This is a genomic window from Novosphingobium cyanobacteriorum (assembly GCF_029436685.1).
Lineage (GTDB): Bacteria > Pseudomonadota > Alphaproteobacteria > Sphingomonadales > Sphingomonadaceae > Novosphingobium > Novosphingobium cyanobacteriorum.
On record NZ_JAROCY010000008.1, the window covers coordinates 80,339 to 99,752 of the forward strand.

At 64.3% G+C, this 19,414-nt stretch carries 12 protein-coding genes; 5 read left to right on the forward strand and 7 right to left on the reverse strand.

Annotated elements, in window-relative coordinates; genetic code table 11:
* Nucleotides 1–62 precede the first annotated feature (62 nt).
* Complete coding sequence (locus POM99_RS10110; RefSeq protein WP_277277363.1) at nucleotides 63–8,525, forward strand: cadherin domain-containing protein; 8,463 nt, start codon at nucleotides 63–65, stop codon at nucleotides 8,523–8,525.
* Between the two features lie 69 nt (nucleotides 8,526–8,594).
* On the opposite strand, the gene POM99_RS10115 is transcribed toward POM99_RS10110, so the two are convergent.
* Complete coding sequence (locus tag POM99_RS10115) at nucleotides 8,595–9,104, reverse strand: GNAT family N-acetyltransferase (protein WP_277277365.1); 510 nt, start codon at nucleotides 9,102–9,104, stop codon at nucleotides 8,595–8,597.
* Between the two features lie 3 nt (nucleotides 9,105–9,107).
* Nucleotides 9,108–9,989: an LOG family protein gene (locus tag POM99_RS10120; protein WP_277277367.1), complete on the reverse strand. Its 882-nt coding sequence runs from the start codon at nucleotides 9,987–9,989 to the stop codon at nucleotides 9,108–9,110.
* 244 nt (nucleotides 9,990–10,233) lie between these two features.
* Here POM99_RS10120 and POM99_RS10125 point away from each other — a divergent pair, with 244 nt between their 5' ends.
* The gene (locus POM99_RS10125) at nucleotides 10,234–10,551 is read left to right on the forward strand and encodes a hypothetical protein (protein ID WP_277277369.1); all 318 of its coding nucleotides are present in this window, start codon (nucleotides 10,234–10,236) and stop codon (nucleotides 10,549–10,551) included.
* Nucleotides 10,552–10,651: 100 nt separating this feature from the next.
* On the opposite strand, the gene POM99_RS10130 is transcribed toward POM99_RS10125, so the two are convergent.
* The 5 genes from POM99_RS10130 to POM99_RS10150 all read right to left on the reverse strand — a co-directional run bounded on the left by POM99_RS10130 (nucleotide 10,652) and on the right by POM99_RS10150 (nucleotide 15,810).
* A complete protein-coding gene (locus tag POM99_RS10130) occupies nucleotides 10,652–11,737 on the reverse strand; it encodes a calcium-binding protein (RefSeq protein ID WP_277277371.1) in 1,086 nt (361 codons plus the stop codon).
* Nucleotides 11,738–11,808: 71 nt separating this feature from the next.
* Nucleotides 11,809–12,642, reverse strand: coding sequence for a metallophosphoesterase family protein (locus POM99_RS10135; protein ID WP_277277373.1), 834 nt, complete (start codon nucleotides 12,640–12,642; stop codon nucleotides 11,809–11,811).
* 32 nt (nucleotides 12,643–12,674) lie between these two features.
* Nucleotides 12,675–13,535: a diacylglycerol/lipid kinase family protein gene (locus POM99_RS10140; RefSeq protein ID WP_277277374.1), complete on the reverse strand. Its 861-nt coding sequence runs from the start codon at nucleotides 13,533–13,535 to the stop codon at nucleotides 12,675–12,677.
* Between the two features lie 53 nt (nucleotides 13,536–13,588).
* Complete coding sequence (locus tag POM99_RS10145; protein ID WP_277277376.1) at nucleotides 13,589–14,275, reverse strand: response regulator transcription factor; 687 nt, start codon at nucleotides 14,273–14,275, stop codon at nucleotides 13,589–13,591.
* Nucleotides 14,272–15,810 carry a sensor histidine kinase gene (locus POM99_RS10150; RefSeq protein ID WP_277277378.1) on the reverse strand — a complete coding sequence of 513 codons (1,539 nt, stop codon included), beginning with the start codon at nucleotides 15,808–15,810 and terminating at the stop codon, nucleotides 14,272–14,274. The genes POM99_RS10145 and POM99_RS10150 overlap by 4 nt, the downstream gene beginning before the upstream one ends.
* Nucleotides 15,811–16,204: 394 nt before the next feature.
* Here POM99_RS10150 and POM99_RS10155 point away from each other — a divergent pair, with 394 nt between their 5' ends.
* The 3 genes from POM99_RS10155 to POM99_RS10165 are packed head-to-tail and all read left to right on the forward strand — an operon-like array spanning nucleotide 16,205 to nucleotide 19,400.
* Nucleotides 16,205–18,166: a TadE/TadG family type IV pilus assembly protein gene (locus tag POM99_RS10155; RefSeq protein ID WP_277277380.1), complete on the forward strand. Its 1,962-nt coding sequence runs from the start codon at nucleotides 16,205–16,207 to the stop codon at nucleotides 18,164–18,166.
* Complete coding sequence (locus tag POM99_RS10160) at nucleotides 18,163–18,762, forward strand: TadE/TadG family type IV pilus assembly protein (RefSeq protein ID WP_277277382.1); 600 nt, start codon at nucleotides 18,163–18,165, stop codon at nucleotides 18,760–18,762. The genes POM99_RS10155 and POM99_RS10160 overlap by 4 nt, the downstream gene beginning before the upstream one ends.
* Complete coding sequence (locus POM99_RS10165) at nucleotides 18,753–19,400, forward strand: TadE/TadG family type IV pilus assembly protein (RefSeq protein WP_277277384.1); 648 nt, start codon at nucleotides 18,753–18,755, stop codon at nucleotides 19,398–19,400. Before POM99_RS10160 ends, POM99_RS10165 begins: the two co-directional genes overlap by 10 nt.
* The last annotated feature ends 14 nt before the right edge of the window (nucleotides 19,401–19,414 follow it).

Below are 19,414 nucleotides of genomic sequence, written 5' to 3' on the forward strand. Positions count from 1 at the left end.
ATACAATCCCGCGGCAGAATCCCACCATTCGCGCATCATCAAATCGCACACAGGGGGCTGACGTGGCGACCTATACCGGAACCAGCAACGACGACACCTTCAACGGCACCACCGGTGCGGACACCTTTGATTTCATCGCCCACCCAGGCGGCGTGGATACCGCCAACGGCGACACCGGCACCGATACGCTGAAGGTGGACTACAGCACGCTGACCGGCAGCGACGGCTATGGCTTCAGCACCAACATCTATGGCGATACCGACTGGATCGGATATCTGCGCGGCGGGCTGAACGACTACACGTACTTTTCCGGCATCGAGAAGCTGACGGTCAAGCTGTCCAGCGCCAGCGACTATGTCTCGATCGACGCGACGCCACTGGGCACTGCGGGCAACACGATATCGGTCAACGCCGGGGCGGGCACGGATTACCTGTCGATCGACCTGCGCAACCTGAACGGATCGACGTTCAGCGACAACGGCAGCGGCACGGTGACCGGCAACCGCGGCAGCTATGCCGGGTTCGAGGCCTACACCATCCAACTGGGCGGCGGCACCAACACGGTGAAGACCGCCGGCGGGGACGACACGATCTATTCCAACGGCGGCACCGACAGCGTGGATGGCGGCGCGGGGTATGACTATTGGTATGCCAGCTATGGCGGCACCGCGAACAGCCTTGCGCTGTCATATGACTTCACCACGCTGACCGGTTCATTGGGCGCGGGTGTGCTGAAGAAGCTGGACTACATCAGCGCAGGGCTGGGCAGCGGCGACGACAGCGTGACCATGCGCGGATACGGTTCGGCCAACGTGGATGGCGGCGCAGGGACGGACAGTCTCAAGGTCGATAATTCCGGCCTCACCGAGACCTACTACTATTACTCGAATACCATCTACTCCGACGGCTCCGGCGGCTTCTATGGCAGTGTCGGCACGATCGGTTTCGGCGCGATGGAGAAGCTGGACATCACGCTGGGAGACACCGACGACTATGTCAATGTGAACCCCACGAACCTGACAAATGCGGGCACCAGCCTCAAGGTGAACGGCGGACTGGGCAGCGACACGTTGCAGGTGGATTTCACGGCGCTGGGAGACACCACTTTCATCGACAACGGGGACGGCACGGTAACCAGCAACCATGGCAGTTATGCCGGGTTCGAACGCTATGGAATTGCGCTGGGCGCGGGGACAAGCACGGTCAAGACCGGTGCCGGGGACGACACGATCAATTCCTACGGCGGAGCCGATGACAGCATCGATGGCGGTGCCGGGAGCGATTATTGGTATGGCTATCTTCAGGAACGGACCGACGCCCTCACTTTCAACTATGACTTCTCCACGCTCACTGGCAGCCTCGGTGCGGGCACGCTGAAGAATCTGGAGTACATCTACCTGAACGCGGGCAGTGGTGATGACAGCTTCACCGTGCGCGGGTTCGGCAGTGGCGAGTTCCATGGCAGTGGGGGGATCGACAGCCTGACCTTCGACGGGACGGGATCTTCCAACCCTTATTACTACTACTATTCGAACTACATCAATTCCGACGGCGGCGGGTTCTACGGCAGGATCGGCGGAGTCTATTTCGACGGGATGGACAAGGTCGACGTCACGCTAAGCGACAGCGACGACTATCTCTATCTGGACGTTGGCTCGCTGAGCAATCCGGACGCCAGCTTGAAGGTGAACGGCGGGGCGGGTTATGATTACCTGCAGGCCGATTTCAGGGCACTGGGCGACACCACCTTCATCGACAACGGCGATGGCACGGTCACCAGCAACCAAGGCAGCTATGCCGGGTTCGAGGCCTATTCGATCACGCTGGGCGGCGGAACGAACACCGTGACCACCGGCGCGGGCGATGATGCGATCTACCTCGGCGGCGACACCAATACCGTCACCACCGGCGCGGGCAATGACACGATCTATTCCTATGGCGGCACCGACAGCATTGATGGCGGCGATGGGAGCGACTCCTGGTACGGTTATCTGCAGGACCGCTCTGATGCGCTGACCTTCAGCTATGACTTCACTACGCTCGCAGGCTCGCTCGGCGCTACCACGCTCGCGAACCTGGAATACACCTACTTGAACGGCGGAAGCGGGGACGACAGCTTCACCGTGCGCGGGTTCGGCAGTGGCGAGTTCCATGGCAATGGGGGGATCGACAGCCTGACCTTCGACGGGACGGGATCTTCCAACCCTTATTACTACTACTATTCGAACTACATCAATTCCGACGGCGGCGGGTTCTACGGCAGGATCGGCGGAGTCTATTTCGACGGGATGGACAAGGTCGACGTCACGCTAAGCGACAGCGACGACTATCTCTATCTGGACGTTGGCTCGCTGAGCAATCCGGACGCCAGCTTGAAGGTGAACGGCGGGGCGGGTTATGATTACCTGCAGGCCGATTTCAGGGCACTGGGCGACACCACCTTCATCGACAACGGCGATGGCACGGTCACCAGCAACCAAGGCAGCTATGCCGGGTTCGAGGCCTATTCGATCACGCTGGGCGGCGGGACGAACACCGTGACCACCGGCGCGGGCGATGATGCGATCTACCTCGGCGGCGCCACCAATACCGTCACCACCGGCGCGGGCAATGACACGATCTATTCCTATGGCGGCACCGACAGCATTGATGGCGGCGATGGGAGCGACTCCTGGTACGGTTATCTGCAGGACCGCTCTGATGCGCTGACCTTCAGCTATGACTTCACTACGCTCGCAGGCTCGCTCGGCGCTACCACGCTCGCGAACCTGGAATACACCTACTTGAACGGCGGAAGCGGGGACGACAGCTTCACCGTGCGCGGGTTCGGCAGTGGCGAGTTCCATGGCAATGGGGGGATCGACAGCCTGACCTTCGACGGGACGGGATCTTCCAACCCTTATTACTACTACTATTCGAACTACATCTATTCCGACGGCGGCGGCGGGTTCTACGGCAGGATTGGCGGAGTCTATTTCGACGGGATGGACAAGGTCGACGTCACGCTAAGCGACAGCGACGACTATCTCTATCTGGACGTTGGCTCGCTGAGCAATCCGGACGCCAGCCTGAAGGTGAACGGCGGGGCGGGTTATGATTACCTGCAGGCCGATTTCAGGGCACTGGGCGACACCACCTTCATCGACAACGGCGATGGCACGGTCACCAGCAACCAAGGCAGCTATGCCGGGTTCGAGGCCTATTCGATCACGCTGGGCGGCGGAACGAACACCGTGACCACCGGCGCGGGCGACGACACGATCAATTCCAATGGCGGAGCCGATGACAGCATCGATGGCGGCGACGGCTATGATTACTGGTACGGCTATCTGCAGGACCGGACCGATGCGCTGACCTTCAGCTATGACTTCACTACGCTGACCGGTTCATTGGGCGCGGGCGCGCTGAAGAACCTCGAGTACTTGAACCTAACCGGCGGCAGCGGCAACGATAGCTATACCGTGAACGGTCTAGGCGGGATCTATATCAACGGGGCCGGGGGCACCGACAGCCTGAAGGTGGACAACGCGGGGCAGACCGGCAGCTATTATTACACCAACTACATCTATTCCGATGGTGCGGGCGGCTTCTACGGCAGCATCGGCAATTCGGCTTCGTTCAACAGCATGGAGAACGTGGACATCACGTTCAGCGACGACAACAACTACGTCTATGTCGATGCCAGTTCCACGCTTTCGGGCGCGACGCTGAAGCTCAATGGCGGACTGGGCGAGGACACGGTGCAGGTCTCCGGCAACTATGCCGGGTATTCCGTGGTGCAGGACGGCAAGGGCGGGTATGTCATCACCGATACCGATGCGTCGGACGGGGATTACGGCTCGTTCACCACCAAGGCCTTCGAGCACCTGCAGTTCAGCGACCAGGTGATCGACCTGCCGGCCTATGGCAATGGCGAGAACGTGCTTTCGGCCGCGAGCGTGGCGGAGAATTCCACCGCCGTCACCACCGTGCCAGCGGGTGTGGCGGGGGCATCGCCGAGCTACGAGATCGTGGACGGGGCGGATGCGGCGCTGTTCACCATCGACGCCGCCACGGGGGCGCTTTCGTTCAAGGCTGCGCCGAACTTCGAAGCGCCGGGCGATGTGGGCGGCAACAACATCTATGACGTGGTGGTCAAGGTTACCGGTGGATCGGGCGTCTATACCAACACCATCGCGGTGAGCGTGACCAACGTGAACGAAGCGCCGGCCTTCTTCTCGGCCGCCACGACCAGCGTGGAGGAGGGCCAGACCTACGTCACCTCCGTTCAGGCGGTGGACCCCGAAGGGACCGCGCCGACCTACAGCATCAGCGGCGGGGCGGATGCGGCGCGCTTCACGATCGATGCGGCCACGGGCGCCCTTTCGTTCAAGGCGGCGCCCAGCTTTGCCAGCCCGACCGATGCGGGTGGCAACAACGTGTATGACGTGGTGGTGCGCGCCAGCGACGGGTCGCTGTTCACCGAACAGGCGGTGGCGATCACCGTGACCAAGACCACCGCCAACCAGGCGCCCGCCTTTGACACTGCGACGCTGGCGGTCAACGTGGCGGAAAACACCACGGCGGCGGCGACGGTGCACGCCACCGATCCCGACGGCAACACGCTGACCTACAGCATCAGCGGCGGTGCCGATGCGGCCCTGTTCGAGATCGATGCGACGACCGGGGCGCTTTCGTTCAAGGCGGCGCCGGACTTTGAAACGCCGGGCGATGCCGGTGGCGACAATGTGTATGACGTGGTGGTGCGCGCCAGCGACGGTTCGCTGTTTGCCGAGCAGGCCGTGGCGGTGACGGTGACCAACGCCAACGAGAACCCGTTCTTCGCCAACGCCAGCGTGGCGGTGAACGTGGCCGAGAACGCCACGGCGGTGACCACGGTCCACGCCAACGACACCGATGCCAGCAGCACGCTGGTCTACTCCATCAGCGGCGGGGCGGATGCGGCGCTGTTCCAGATCGACGCCACGACCGGCGCGCTTTCGTTCAAGGCCGCGCCGAATTTCGAGGCGCCGGGCGATGCGGGGGCCAACAACGTCTATGACGTGGTGGTGCGCGCCAGCGACGGGGCACTGTTCGGCGAGCAGGCGGTGGCGGTGACGGTCACCAACGTGAACGAGGCCCCGACTTTCGCCGCGGCCAGCGTGGCGGTGAACGTGGCCGAGAACGCGACGGCGGTGACGACGGTGAGCGCGAGCGATCCGGACGCGGGCGCGAGCGTGACCTACAGCATTGCGGGCGGGGCGGATGCGGCGCTGTTCAAGATCGACGCGGCCACCGGCGCGCTGGCGTTCAAGGCTGCGCCCAACTTCGAAGCGCCGGGCGATGCGGGGGCGAACAACGTTTACAACGTGGTGGTGCGCGCGAGCGACGGGACGCTGTCCAGCGATCAGGCGGTGGCGGTGACCGTGACCAACGTCAACGAAACGCCCACATTCGCCGCCACGACCAAGGTGGTCAACGTGGCGGAGAACACCACGCCGGTGGTGAAGATCAGCGCCAGCGATCCGGATGGCGGCACGACGCTGACCTACTCGATAATCGGCGGGGCCGATGGGTCGCTGTTCAAGATCGACGCGGCGACAGGCGAACTGGCGTTCAAGTCCGCGCCTAACTTCGAGGCGCCGGGCGATGTCTTGGGCGACAATGTGTATGATGTGGTGGTGCGCGCCAGCGATGGCACGCTGTTCGCCGACCAGGCGGTGGCGGTGGCGGTGACCGACACCAACGAGGCACCTGCTTTTACGGTGGCATCGAAGGCGGTCAGCGTGGCGGAAAACGGGACGTCCGTCACCACGATCAGCGCTGGAGACCCCGATGCGGGGGCTTCGCTGAGCTATAGCATCAGCGGCGGTGCCGACGCGGCGCTGTTCAAGATCGACGCCGCCACCGGGGCGCTGTCGTTCAAGGCCGCGCCAGACTTTGAAACGCCGGGGGATGCGGGTGCGAACAACGTCTATGACGTGGTGGTGCGCGCCAGCGACGGTTCGCTGTTCGCCGAGCAATCAGTGGCAGTGACGGTCACCAACGTGAACGAGGCGCCCTCGATCGTCTCGGCCTCCAGCGTCAGCGTGATCGAAGGGGCTTCCCTGGCGCTGACCGTACAGGCGGAGGACCCCGACGCGGGCACCACGCGGGCCTACAGCATCGTTGGCGGAGCGGATGCCAACCTGTTCACCATCGATGCGGCGACGGGTGCGCTGTCGTTCAAGTCTGCCCCCGTGTTCGCCAGCCCGGCCGATGCCGGTGGCAACAACGTGTATGACGTGGTTGTGCGCGCCAGCGATGGCGCGCTGTTCGCCGAACAGGCGGTGACCATTGGCGTGACCAAGTCCGACGCCAACCAGGCGCCTGCGTTCGCCACGGCTTCGCTGGCGGTGGATGTGGCGGAAAACACCACGGCTGCGGGCACCGTTCACGCGACCGATCCGGATGGCAACACGCTGGCCTACAGCATTGTGGGCGGAGCGGATGCCAGCCTCTTCACCATCGATGCGGCGACCGGGGCGCTTTCGTTCAAGTCAGCCCCCAACTTCGAAGCGCCGGGCGATGTGCTGGGCGACAATGTGTATGATGTGGTGGTGCGCGCCAGCGACGGCAGCCTGTTTGCCGACCAGGCGGTGGCGGTGACGGTCACCAACGTGAACGAGATCCCTGCCTTTGCCGCCGCCAGCGTGGCGGTCAACGTGGCCGAGAACACCAAGTCGGTCACCACCGTTCAGGCGAGCGATCCCGATGGCGGCACCGCGCTGGCCTACAGCATTAGCGGCGGGGCCGACGCGGCGCTGTTCCAGATCGACGCCGTGACGGGTGCGCTTACCTTCAAGAGCGCGCCGAACTTCGAGGCACCGGGCGATGCGGGCGGCAACAACGTTTATGACGTGGTGGTGCGTGTCAGCGACGGCAGCCTTTTTGCCGAACAGGCCGTGGCGGTGACGGTGGACAACGTGAACGAGGCCCCCGTGTTCGACGCGGGCGCGCTGGGCGTGGCGGTGTTCGAGAATGCGACGGCGGTCACCACCATCGTCGCCAGCGATCCGGATACCGGAACGACGCTGAGCTACAGCATCAGCGGCGGTGCCGATGCGGCGCTGTTCAAGATCGATGCGGCGACCGGGGCCCTTTCGTTCAAGTCAGCCCCCAACTTCGAAGCGCCGGGCGATGTCCTGGGCGACAATGTGTATGACGTGGTGGTGCGTGCCAGCGATGGCAGCCTGTTTGCAGATCAGGCGGTGTCGGTGACGGTGAACAATGTCAACGAAGCGCCCAGCGTGACGTCTGCCGCCAATGTCAGCGTGGTGGAGGGCACGGTGCTGGCCGCCACGGTGAAGGGCAGCGATCCGGACGCGGGCACCACGCTGTCATTCGGCATTGCCGGTGGCGCGGACGCGGACCTGTTCACCATCGACACGGTGACTGGCGCGCTTGCGTTCAAGGCCCCGCCCAGCTTTGCCAGCCCCGCCGACGACGGCGCAAACAATGTCTATGACGTGATCGTGCTGGTCAGCGATGGCAGCCTTTCCGCCACGCGCGCCATGCAGGTGACGGTGACGGCCGCAGGCGGGATCGTGCTGAACCCGATCAGCGGCACCACTGGCAACGATCGCCTCCGTGGCAGCGCCAGCGGTGACCTGATTGACGGTGGCACGGGTGACGACCGCATGGCTGGCCGTGCGGGCGACGACACGTATGTCGTCGATGCTGTTGGCGACCGGGTGATCGAGAAGCCGGGCGAAGGCAACGATACCGTGCGCACCTCGCTTGCCAGCTATACGCTGGACCCCAACGTGGAGAACCTGGTGTTCACCACCGGCGGGGCGCACACGGGCATCGGGAACGGCGAGGCCAACCACCTGACCGGCAACACGGGCGACGATGTACTCGACGGGCGCGCTGGGACCGACACGATGGCAGGCGGCGCGGGCAACGACCTCTACTATGTCGACAATGCGGGCGACGTGGTGGTGGAAGCCGATGGCGGCGGCATTGACAGCGTGATCGCCACGGTCAGCTATGCGCTGGCCGACAATGTCGAGAACCTGACGCTTGCAGGGGGCAAGGCCTCAGTCACCGCCACGGGCAATGCCGGGAACAACGTGCTGACGGGCAACGGCGTGGCCAACGTGATCCTGGGCCTGGATGGTGATGACACCCTGATCGGCGGGACCGGCAATGACAGCCTGACCGGCGGTGCGGGATCGGACACTTTCGTGTTCACCGAAGCTCCGAGCCCGAACAACAACCGCGACAGGGTGACCGACTTCGTTTCCGGCGAGGACCACCTGGCGTTCAGCAAGGCGGCGTTCGCCGGGCTTGGCGCGGAAGGGGCGATCGACGCGGGCCAGTTCTGGTCCGGCGCGGGGGTGACCAAGGCGCACGATGCGGACGACCGGTTCATCTACAACACCACGAACGGCGCGCTCTATTTCGACGCGGACGGAAACGGCACGGGAACCAAGCAGGTGCTGGTCGCCATTCTCTCCGGCGCGCCGGCGATGGATCATACCGACCTTCTGATCGTGGCATAGGCGATGGGTGCTGTCCACCGCCCCGGCCTCGGCCGGGGCGGTGGTGCGGTGGCATCAGGAGGCCCGGCATCAGGTTGTTTGGAAATCTTCCCTGAGCAAGGCAAAGTAGACGCTGTCGCACCATTCCTCTCCCACCAGCCACGTACGGGACTGGCGGTGGGTTTCATGGAAGCCGAGGCGCCCGAGCAGGCGGATCGAGGCGGCATTGCGCGGGTCCACGTCTGCCTGGATGCGTGGCAGGGCGTGGACGGTGAAGGCACGGCCAATCACTGCGCGCAACGCCTCCTGTGCGAAGCCCTGGCCCCACACGGCAGGATCGAACAGGTAGCCGATGTCGGGAAAGCGGTAGAGCCCGGCCTTGCCGATCACCCGCCCTTCCCATTCCACGACGAAGTCTTCACCTTGGCCGTCAGGGATTTCCATCATCGCGGTGACGAAATCGGCGGTCTGTTCCGGGCTTTCATGCGGGGGCGTGGACCAATAGGCCATGGTGCGCGGCTGGCGCATGATGGCGTGGAGCGGGTCCACGTCATCGCTGCGGGCGGGCCGCAGCAGCAGGCGCGCGGTGCGCAGTTCCATGGTTCACTCGCAGTCGATGGCGTAGAATTCCACGATCTTCGCCCAAGCCTCCTCGGCATCCTCGACCATGTGGAACAGGTCAAGGTCTTCGAACCCGATCACGCCTTCTTCGGCAATGGCGCGGAAGTTGATCACCCTGTTCCAGTAATCCGCGCCGAACAGCAGGATGGGAATCGGCTTCATCTTGCCGGTCTGGATCAGGGTGAGCAGCTCGAAGAATTCATCGAAGGTGCCGAACCCGCCGGGGAATACCGCCACCGCGCGGGCGCGCAGCAGGAAGTGCATCTTGCGCAGCGCGAAATAGTGGAACTGGAACGACAGGTGCGGGGTGACATAGGCGTTGGGCGCCTGTTCGTGCGGCAGCACGATGTTGAGCCCGATGGATTCACACCCCGCCTCGTGCGCGCCGCGATTGGCCGCTTCCATGATCGAAGGGCCGCCGCCAGAGCAGACGACAAACTGACGCTGGCCTTCCTCAACCACGGCGCAGCGCGAGGCGATGAAGGCAAGCTTGCGCGCTTCCTCGTAATACTTCGACTTGGCGACGAGGCGTTCGATCACCGCCTTCTTTTCGGGCGTGGTGGCCGTGGCCAGCGCGGCTTCGGCCTGATCGGGCGCGGGGATGCGGGCAGAGCCGTACATCACCAGGGTGGAGCCGATGCCGGCCTCGTCCAGCAGCATGTCGGGCTTCAACAGTTCGAGCTGGAAGCGGACCGGGCGCAGTTCTTCGCGCAGCAGGAAATCGACATCGTGGAAGGCGAGACGATAGGCAGGATCCTGTTGCTGGGGTGTGGCGCGGGCGTGGCGTTCAACGAACCCGGCTTCCTGCTCCGCCTTGTAGAACTTGCGGCTGGTGAGTTCGGCTTTTTCTTCTTCTTCGGTCATGCCCATCGCATCGCAAGGAGGCGGAAAAAGCGCAATCCTTATTCGGCTGGGATAATTTAAGGGAAAGTCCGTATTGCCCAATTAGGGATATTGTGCGGCTGCGAAGAAGCCAAGTTGCTGAAATAAAGGGCTGCGGGCAGGCACTTTAACTTCATCTCAACCACGTTTCGCAACCCCATCCTAACAAGAAGTTTAAACTCGGAGCTTGCCAAACAGGGGCGGCAACAAAGGAGCCCGTCCCGTCATGGTTGATTTCCACCCCCTGTCTTCCAACTTCCTGCGCGCTGCGCTTTCCGCATTGGCGCTGGCTGCGATGGCCACCGCCGCACCGGCCCACGCCGACAGCCGTTCTGGCAAGGGCCTGCCCGCGGCCAGCTATTCCAAGCCTGCACCGGCCACGGTTTCAGGCAAGCCGGGCAAGGGCCATGGCGATCGCGACCTGCCGACCCATGTCGGCCCGAAGAAGGGCTTCCCGGAAAACCGCGGGATCAAGGAAGCCTACGAACACTCCAACGAGCATTCCGCCCACCATCGCGATCGGGACGACAGCCCCGGCTGCTGATGCAGGTGGATGGGTACCCCCAGATGCCGCATCCCCCGGGGGTATCGGCCGGTCCGCGTTTCCGCCGCGGGCCGGTCCACCTGCGTCTAGAAGGCTGTGTTCAGATGACGATGAAATCGTCGGCAGTCAGGGCCGGATGATCGGTGAGGCCGACAACGGCAAAGACCACGCCCTTGCGCCCACCCGCACCATCGGCGTCGTAAGAGAGTTCGCCGGTTGCGGTGTCATAGATGATATGCTGCGGGTCCTTGGCGGCGCGGTCTGCGCCTTCGCCGGAGAGGAAGGCGGAGTTCCGCAGATCGCCGCGCGACAGTTCAACAAGGATTGTGCTGTCGAGCACGATCCGATCGCCGTCCGCCTGGTTGAAATCAAGGATCCGGTCGATGTTGTCAGCGGCCAGCGGGCTAGCAAAGAGAAACTTGTCAGCCCCCAGGCCGCCGACCAGTGAATCCGATCCGCCCTCGCCATTCAGCGTATCGGCGCCCTTGCCGCCCGAGAGCGTGTTCCTGGCGTCGTTCCCGGTCAGCATGTTGTCCAGCTTGTTGCCGGTGCCATTGACGGCGCGGGTGCCGATGAGTTCGAGGTTCTCGATATTGGCGGCAAGGGTGAGCGTGACCGAGCTGCGGACGGTATCGGTGCCGCCCGGGCGGTTTTCGATGGTGCGGTCGAGCAGGTTGTCGACCACGAACACATCGTTGCCGGACCCGCCGTACATCAGATCGGCACCGGTGCCACCGTCGAGCAGGTCCTGGCCGTTGCCGCCCCAGAGATAATCCGCGCCACCTGCGCCGTTGAGCGCATCGTTGCCGCCGCCGCCGTGCAGTTCATCATGCCCGCCACGGCCGGTGATGGTATTGTCCAGCTGGTTGCCGAAACCGGCGTGCGGCGTGTCACCCGTGAAGGCAAGGTTTTCGACATTGGCGGGAAGGCGCAGCAGCTTCAGCGCGGTGAGGACGGTGTCGATGCCTTCGCCGCGCAGTTCCACGATCCTGTCGGAAAACACGTCGACCACGAAGGTGTCATTGCCTTCGCCGCCCGCCATCACGTCGCTGCTGGTGCCGCCATCGAGCTGGTCATCGCCGGCGCCGCCATTCAGGCTGTCGTTGCCGGCAAGCCCGAAGAGCAGGTCATCGGCATCGCCGCCGGTCAGAACGTTCTTGCCCGCTGTTCCCCTGATCGTTGCCATCTGCGCCACCCGTTTGCCGAATCCGGGCGCGCTTCATGGCCCGCGTCGGTCGCCCATGACGGGGCTCTGTTTCAGTGCGGCGACATTTGTGCGGCCGCTGCAACGGGCTGGCCGGGGTCGGTGGGCGGGGTGGCGTCTTCGGGCACTTCGGGCACCTGCATCGCCGGGGTGGGCACGTGCTGCAGGTTGCGCACCTTCACCGCAATGCCATCGGGCCCGATCGCCAGTTCGTTGAAGCTGGGCGGGGTGGTGCGCGTGCGCAGCGACAGCGTGCCCGCGCCGATCATCCGCACCGGGCCGTTGGGCGTATCGTGCACCAGATCGAATGCATCGTGGACATGGCCTGACAGCACGGCGGCGACATTGCGGCGGGCCAGTTCCGCCAAGGCCCGGCTGCCCCCGCGGGTGAGTGCCTTGCCGCGCGTGCCGGCCTCGACGAGCGGATGATGGCAGGCGACGAGGGCGCGGGTGTTCGTTGGCAGGGCGTCGATGGCGGCGAGCGTGTGGCCCAGTGCACGGCTGCTGACGGTGCCCTTGGACCAGTTGATCCGCCATTGCGCGCGCGCGGTTGTCCTGAGCGAGACAATGGCGAGGCCGGGCAGATCAATCTCCCGCTCCACCAGCCCTTCGATGGTGCGAAAGCGGCGGTAGGGATCGAGAAAGCGTTCGGCGAGGTTGAAATAGGGCAGGTCATGGTTGCCGACCTCGACCGTGACCGGCACGTCCAGCGCCCTGATCCAGTCGCACGCCGCAGCGAACTCCCGGTGGCGGGCGCGCATCGTCAGGTCGCCGGTGATCGCCACGGCATCGGGCCGTTCACGCGCGATGCAATCCGCCACCCACGCCAGCGCGTGGCGGTCCTCAAGCCCGAAATGCAGATCGCTGATATGGAAGATGCGGGTCATCGGCGCGGGCATGTTCGGTTCCGCGGCCGAGGTCAACTCTGCGGCGGCGAATGCAGGAATTCGACGGCGAAGATGACGCATTCGAACGTTTCCTGCGGCCCACCGTCGCAGCGTTCGCCATCCAGCATCAGGGCGATGGGTTCATCGCTGCGGCAGGTGAGGCGGGGGGCGGTGCCAACATGCTGGTGCGGGCCATCGCGGAAATCGCGGCGGACGATCATGTTGGTGGCATGGGCGGCGAGTTCCTTCCAGTCGCTTGCATCATAGCCATCGATGTTCAGCGTGCCGGAATCGGCATCGACGCGCAGGGCACGGTATCCTTCGGGGCGGCCCATCAGGGGTTCTGCCACATGGACGAGGGCGCCCGACGCGGTTTCGCGCACCGCCTCGCCCAGCGCGGTGGCGAGCGTGGCGATGCCGGGCGCGCGCAGGCCTTCACGCACATCGGCCCAGGTGGCGCCCGGTCCGGCGACGACTTCGACCAAGGCGTGGCCCTGCGAGGTTTTCACCGCGCTGCGACGGCGGGGCGCAAGCGTGCCAGCGGCGAGCCGCTGGACGATGGTGGCGGGATCGACATCGCCATGCAGGCTCTTGGCCAGCAGGTTCTGCGTGCCGCCGGGCAGGACGAGGACATGGCCCTGCCAGCCCTCGATCCCCTTTGCGGTGGCGTTGATCGTGCCATCACCCGTGTAGATCGCCAGCGTGGCGACCCCGGCCGCTTCGAGATCGGCGCGGGTGGGCAGGGTATCGTCGGGGCAGAGGATGGTACGGGCGGGGGCGCAGCCGGCTTCGCCCAGCGCCTGCTGCAGGGCGGCAAGGCTTTCGGGCGAGTTGCTGCCGCTTGAGGGGTTGGCGACGAGCCAGAGCGGAAGGCGAGCGGTGGGATCATCCATGCCCGCCAAAGCGCCGGGGCGCGATCGGGTTCCCGGCCTTTCCTTCTGCCCGTTCAGTCACCCACCTCGTAGCGATAGCCGAAGCCGCGCACGTTATCGATCGCTTCAAGCCCGGCGGCGCGCAGCTTGCGGCGCAGGCGGCTGATGTAGACTTCGACGATGTTGGTCAGCGGATCTTCGTTCAGGCCCCACACGCGCTGCAGGATTTCATGCCGCGAGAAGATGCGCAGCGGCTCTGCGGCGAGCAGGCGCAGCACATCGAGTTCCTTCACCGTGAGCGGGACGATCGCATCGCCCACAGTCACCACCTTGCGCATATAGTCGATGGCAAGCCGATCGAGCACGACCGTATCGGGCAGGGGCGCAGGCTGGTGCGCAGGGGCGCCACGACGCAGCACGGCATCGATGCGGGCAAGCAGCTCTCCGAATGCGAAGGGCTTGACCAGGTAATCGTCGGCACCCTGGCGCAGCCCGGCGATGCGATCCTCGACCGCATCACGCGCGGTCAGCATGATGATCGGCGTTTCGAAACCCTGCGCGCGCAGCGTACGGGTGAGCGAAAGGCCATCGCTGTCGGGAAGGCCAAGATCGAGGAGAAGGAGATCGTGCGCGCCCGATCGCGCTGCCGCGAGCGCGGTGCAGGCATTCATGGCGGTTGTCACGGCGTGGCCTTCATCGGAAAGCCCGCGCTTCAGCACATCGCGAATGCCGGGATCGTCTTCAACGACGAGTATGTTCATGCAATCTCCGGGGATTGGCGGGAGACCGTCTGGCAGGAGCCGTCAATGGTCAGGTGCAAGGTAACGGTGGTGCCGGTGCCGGGCACCGATTCAAGAGAGATGCTCCCACCGTGGACGTCGGCGATCGCTGAGGCGATGGCGAGGCCGATGCCCAGGCCCCCTGCTCGACAGTCGCGGCTGCGAAAGCGGTCCAGCAGGTGGGGAAGGTCTTCCTGAGGGATGCCGGCGCCTTCGTCGGACAGGGAGATCGCGATCCTGTCACCCGATCGGGCGATGCGGAACACGGCGCGGGGCGGGCCCTCCGAGTGCTTGAGCACATTGTCCACGAAAATCCGCAGCACCTGCGCGATGCGATGAGGATCGATGCAGCCGATAAGCCGTGGCGGCGCATTGGCAACCGAAAGCGAACCGCCATCGGCGCGAAACAGCGGTTCGAAATCCTCGACGCATTGATGCACCAGCCCGGCAATATCGCTTCGCACGCAATCGACCGGGAGCAGCGGGGATTCTGCGCGCGCCACCTGCAGCAGATCATCCACCAGGCGACGCATGGTCTCGGCAGTCCGTCCGGCGCGACCGAGCGTGGCGCGAAGGGCATCGACCGACGTGTCGTTGCGGCGCAGGGCGGTATCGATCTCGCTGGTGAGGACCGAAAGCGGCGTGCGCAGTTCATGGCTGGTATCGGCCAGGAAATCACGACGCAGCGCGTTGACCCGCAGCAGCGAGGCGTTGGCCTGCTCAAGCTGCGCCGTACGGCTGCGCACTTCGGCTTCGAGCCTTTCGTTGGCGGCAGCCATTTCGGCAGCGCTGGCCGACACCTGACGCGCCATCGTGTTGAAGCTTTCGCCGATCTCGCGGAACTCGGGCGGACCCGCTGGTGCGACTGCCACCCCGGGTTCGCCAGTACCCAGCCGGCGTGTGCCGTCCTGCAGCGCCTCAAGCGGGGCGAACACTTCACGGCGGAACCAGAAGAACGCCGCCAGCGCGGCGAGCGTTACTGCCACGGCGACGCCCATGAACAGCAGCTGCGCCTTCTGGAAGGCGGCGATGGCACGCTGCTGCGATCCGCGGATCTCGTTTTCCTCGCCCGCCACACCGAAACGGATCGCCTCATGCCAGATTTCGTCGGGGCGGCCCTGGATCGTGGCGATCAGGCTGCTTTCAACCCGACTGATCGAAGCCTGCTGCAGCGTTTCCTCGTCAAACATCTCGTTTCGGCGGGGGCTGTCGAAGTCACCATCGGCGATGATGCCCAGCTCGCTGCGCGTGGCGGCGCGGATGGCATCGACTTCAACCATGACGGCTGAGGCAGCGGTGGTACGCTCGGCGGGGGACTCAAGCTTGCCTTCGGCCACCTTGCGCTCGATGTCGGAACCCAGCGCGGACAGGCGGAGATAGCGTGCCAGCGCGGCCGAGGCATGTGCCGCGCGCGCGTCTTCGGTGCGCACGTCCACCAGCGCCCGGCCTGCGAGCGCCGCCGGCACGGCAACAACGAGCGCGGTGCCAAGAAGCGCCAGCGCAACGCGCGTACGCATGGTGAAGACCCGACGTGCCAACCTTGGTACTACCTCCCGAACCGCGCAAGATGAGCGGCACCCATTCTGAATACACCACTTCCCGGCCCGCCGTCAGCATCGCGTGCCGTCGCGGTGTTACCCTTACAGTGTGGTAACCTTCATGTGTCCCGCGTCCTTGGCTTTATTGCCGGAATCCTGCGGTGAAGTTCCATTACCCTAGTAATTAATTAGGTGTGAATATTTACCAAATCGAAGGTGGCCGGGATGCATCAACACGGTGCGGCAAGGCGCGTCCGCATCAAGACCGCGCCATGGTGACCGGGATGGAGCAGGGCTGGTGATGACGGGGCGCAGGGCAAGTCGCGGAAAGAAAGCGGAAAATTTCCGCGTTCGCACGCTCCTTGCGCGCCTGTTGCGCGAACAGGCCGGCAATGCACTGGGAATCACCGCGGCCACGATCATGCTGCTGGTGTGCCTGGCCGGCAGCGGCACCGACATCGCCCGCGCCTATATGACGCGCACCAGCCTGCAGAACGCATGCGACGCCGGCGTGCTGGCCGGGCGCAAGGCAATGAGCAAGACCGGCAATTATACCGACGTGGAGAAGGCGAAGGCGAACAAGATGTTCAACTTCAACTTCAACCCGCTTGCCACCGATGCCAGCAACATCGTGTTCAACAGTTCCGCCAACAACACCGGGCAGGTCCTGGCCACGGCGCAGAGCGACATGCCGATGACGATCATGACGATCTTCGGCTTTCCCAAGGTGACGCTGACCGTTGCGTGCAGCGCGGAACTGCAGATGGCGAGCGCGGACGTCATGTTCGTGCTCGACACTACCGGTTCAATGCGCTGGGACCCGGACAACGTGGGCTGCTGCAACCTTTCCACGTCAAAGCTGAACGGCCTGCGCGACGCGGTGCGCGATTTCTACAAGACCGTGGCCGCTGCGGTGACCGACAAGAACAACACGCGCATACGCTTCGGCTTCGTGCCATACAGCTCGACGGTGAACGCCAAGGAACTGGTTTCGACCGGGCTGCTGCCGACAAGCTATTTCGCGAACACGGCGGATTACCAGTCGAGGATGGCGTTGTTCAACACGGCGGTGAATACGGCGAACACGCCCACCACCGCCCCGGCGGTGACCGAGACGTTCTCCAGCAACATCACGCAGGCCAACTGCAACAACTATGGCGTGAACAGGTACCCGACGAGCGGGAGCAACCCGGTCACCGGGGGTGGGCCCGTTCCCGCCGCCACGACCAGCACGACATATGCCTACCTTTCCTGGACAAGGGTCTCGGGCAGCGGCACAAACGCGCTCGGCACCTGCCGTCGTACCGCGACGGTCACGACCACCACCTATACCACACGCTACCGCCTGACTGCCTGGCGCTGGGCCAAGGCGACGGGCGTGGACGTTTCTGCTTTCAAGTCCGCGCTGGTTGGCAGCGGCAACACCGTGCTGCTGGCCACCGGCGTCAACACGACCACGACGACCGTGCCCAACCCGAACACGTTGCTTGATCTTCGCGCGCTGGCCGTGGCCAATGGCACGAACGGTATTTCGGGCGTGACGACGGCAGGCTACACCTGGAACGGCTGCATCGAGGAGCGGCAGACGGTGCAGCAGCTTTCGATGTCACCCGTGCCGAGCGGTGCGCTGGACCTCGACATGACGAATGCGCCCACCAACGACGCCTCGCGCTGGAAGCTCTACCTCGAAGCGCTCGAATACTATCGCAACAACTATTCGTCTTACGATCAGGGACCCACGGCGACGGCACCAACCGGGTTTGGCGTCCAGCCGGCCTATTGCCCGCAGGTGATGAAGCCGTTCACCGAGGTGGATGTGACCGATGCGAACACGGTGCCGGCGTGGATCGAGACCGAGCTGACCGGCATGGCCGCCTCAGGCTTTACCTATCACGATATCGGCATGATCTGGGGCGGGCGCCTGGGCAATCCGAACGGAATCTTTTCCAGCAACGTCAATGCGGATTCGACCAAGTATCCTTCGGTCAGCCGCCACATCATCTTCATGACCGACGGTATCATGGAACCCAATATCGACGCCTACAACGCCTATGGCACCGAACTGTATGATCGGCTGATCGGGCCTTCGGGCGCCACTGGCGGATCGACCGGCACGCTGAAGGACTATCATAACAACCGCTTCCTGGCGGTGTGCGAACGGGTCAAGTCGATGGGCTATACGATCTGGGTGATCGGCTTTGGCACAAGCCTGACCAATCCGATGAAGACCTGCTCCACGTCGAACCGGGCCTATCAGGCGAACAACACCACCGAGCTGAAGAACACCTTCAAGTACATCGCCGGGCAGGTTGCGGACCTGAGGATCAACAAGTGACGGCGCGCCGCCTTCCACGCCGCCTGCTGTGCGAACGCGATGGCGCGGCGGCGGTGGAATTTGCGCTGGCGGCGCCGGTGCTGTTCCTGATGATCGCGGTCACGCTGGAATGGGGGCAGGCCTATTACGTGCGCACGGTGCTGCAATCAGTGGTGAACGCTGCCGGGCGCAATTCGTCGCTGCAGAGCGCGCAGAGCGGAACGACTGCGATCGACAATCGCGTGTCGCACATGATCCATGACGTGATGCCGTCTGCCACGGTCACCTTCGCCCGCCGCAACTATGCCGATTTCACCGGCGTGGGCGAACCGGAGGAAATCAAGACAGACGTCAACAAGAACGGCATCGTGGAGAAGGGCGATTGCTTCGTCGACATGAACGGCAACGGCACCTGGGATGAGGACCTGGGCAAGACCGGGCTGGGCAGCGCCAACGACGTGGTCGTCTATACCGTGTCGGTATCGTACAAGCAGTGGTTCGGCTTTACCAAGAAGTTCGGCCTGAACCAGACGCAACGGATCAACGCCACCACGATCCTGCGCAACCAGCCCTTTGCCACCCAGACCACGCGCACGGGAGTGCAGGTATGCCTTTGAGCGGGGCCAAGAGCGTTCTGCGCCACCTGCTGCGTGACAGCGGTGCCGCGACCGTCGTGGAAATCGGCCTGTCGCTGCCGCTTCTGATGGGTCTGGCGGTAAGCGGGGTCGATCTGGTCAACCTTGCCACGCTGCACCTGCGGCTGAATCAGCTGGCCATTACCGTGGCCGACAACGCCAGCCGCGCCAAGCAGACCGTGGTGGGCGGGGCGCCGCAGTTCCGCGAATACGATGTGGACCAGGTGTTCACCGCGGCCGAGCTTGCCGTGCGCGATCTGGATTTTCCCGCACACGGCCGCGTGATTCTGTCCAGCCTGCAGGTGAATGCGTCGGGCGGGCAGTGGATCCAGTGGCAGCGCTGCTGGGGCAGCACGGACTATGCCTCGCGCTATGGCGTGCAGGGCTCCGGCGCTACGGGTACGACCTTTCCCGGCATGGGCCAGACGACCACGAAGATGACGGCCGACAGCGGCACCGCGATCATGTTCGTGGAAGTTGCATATGATTATCAGCCCATCTTCCTCAGCGGGGTGTTGGGCCCCAAGGTCATCCGCAAGGAAGCCGCGCTCTATGTGCGCGACGACCGCGACCTGACGAAGATCTATCCCACGACCGGAATCACGCCGGAAACCTGCTGATCATGCAGGCTCGC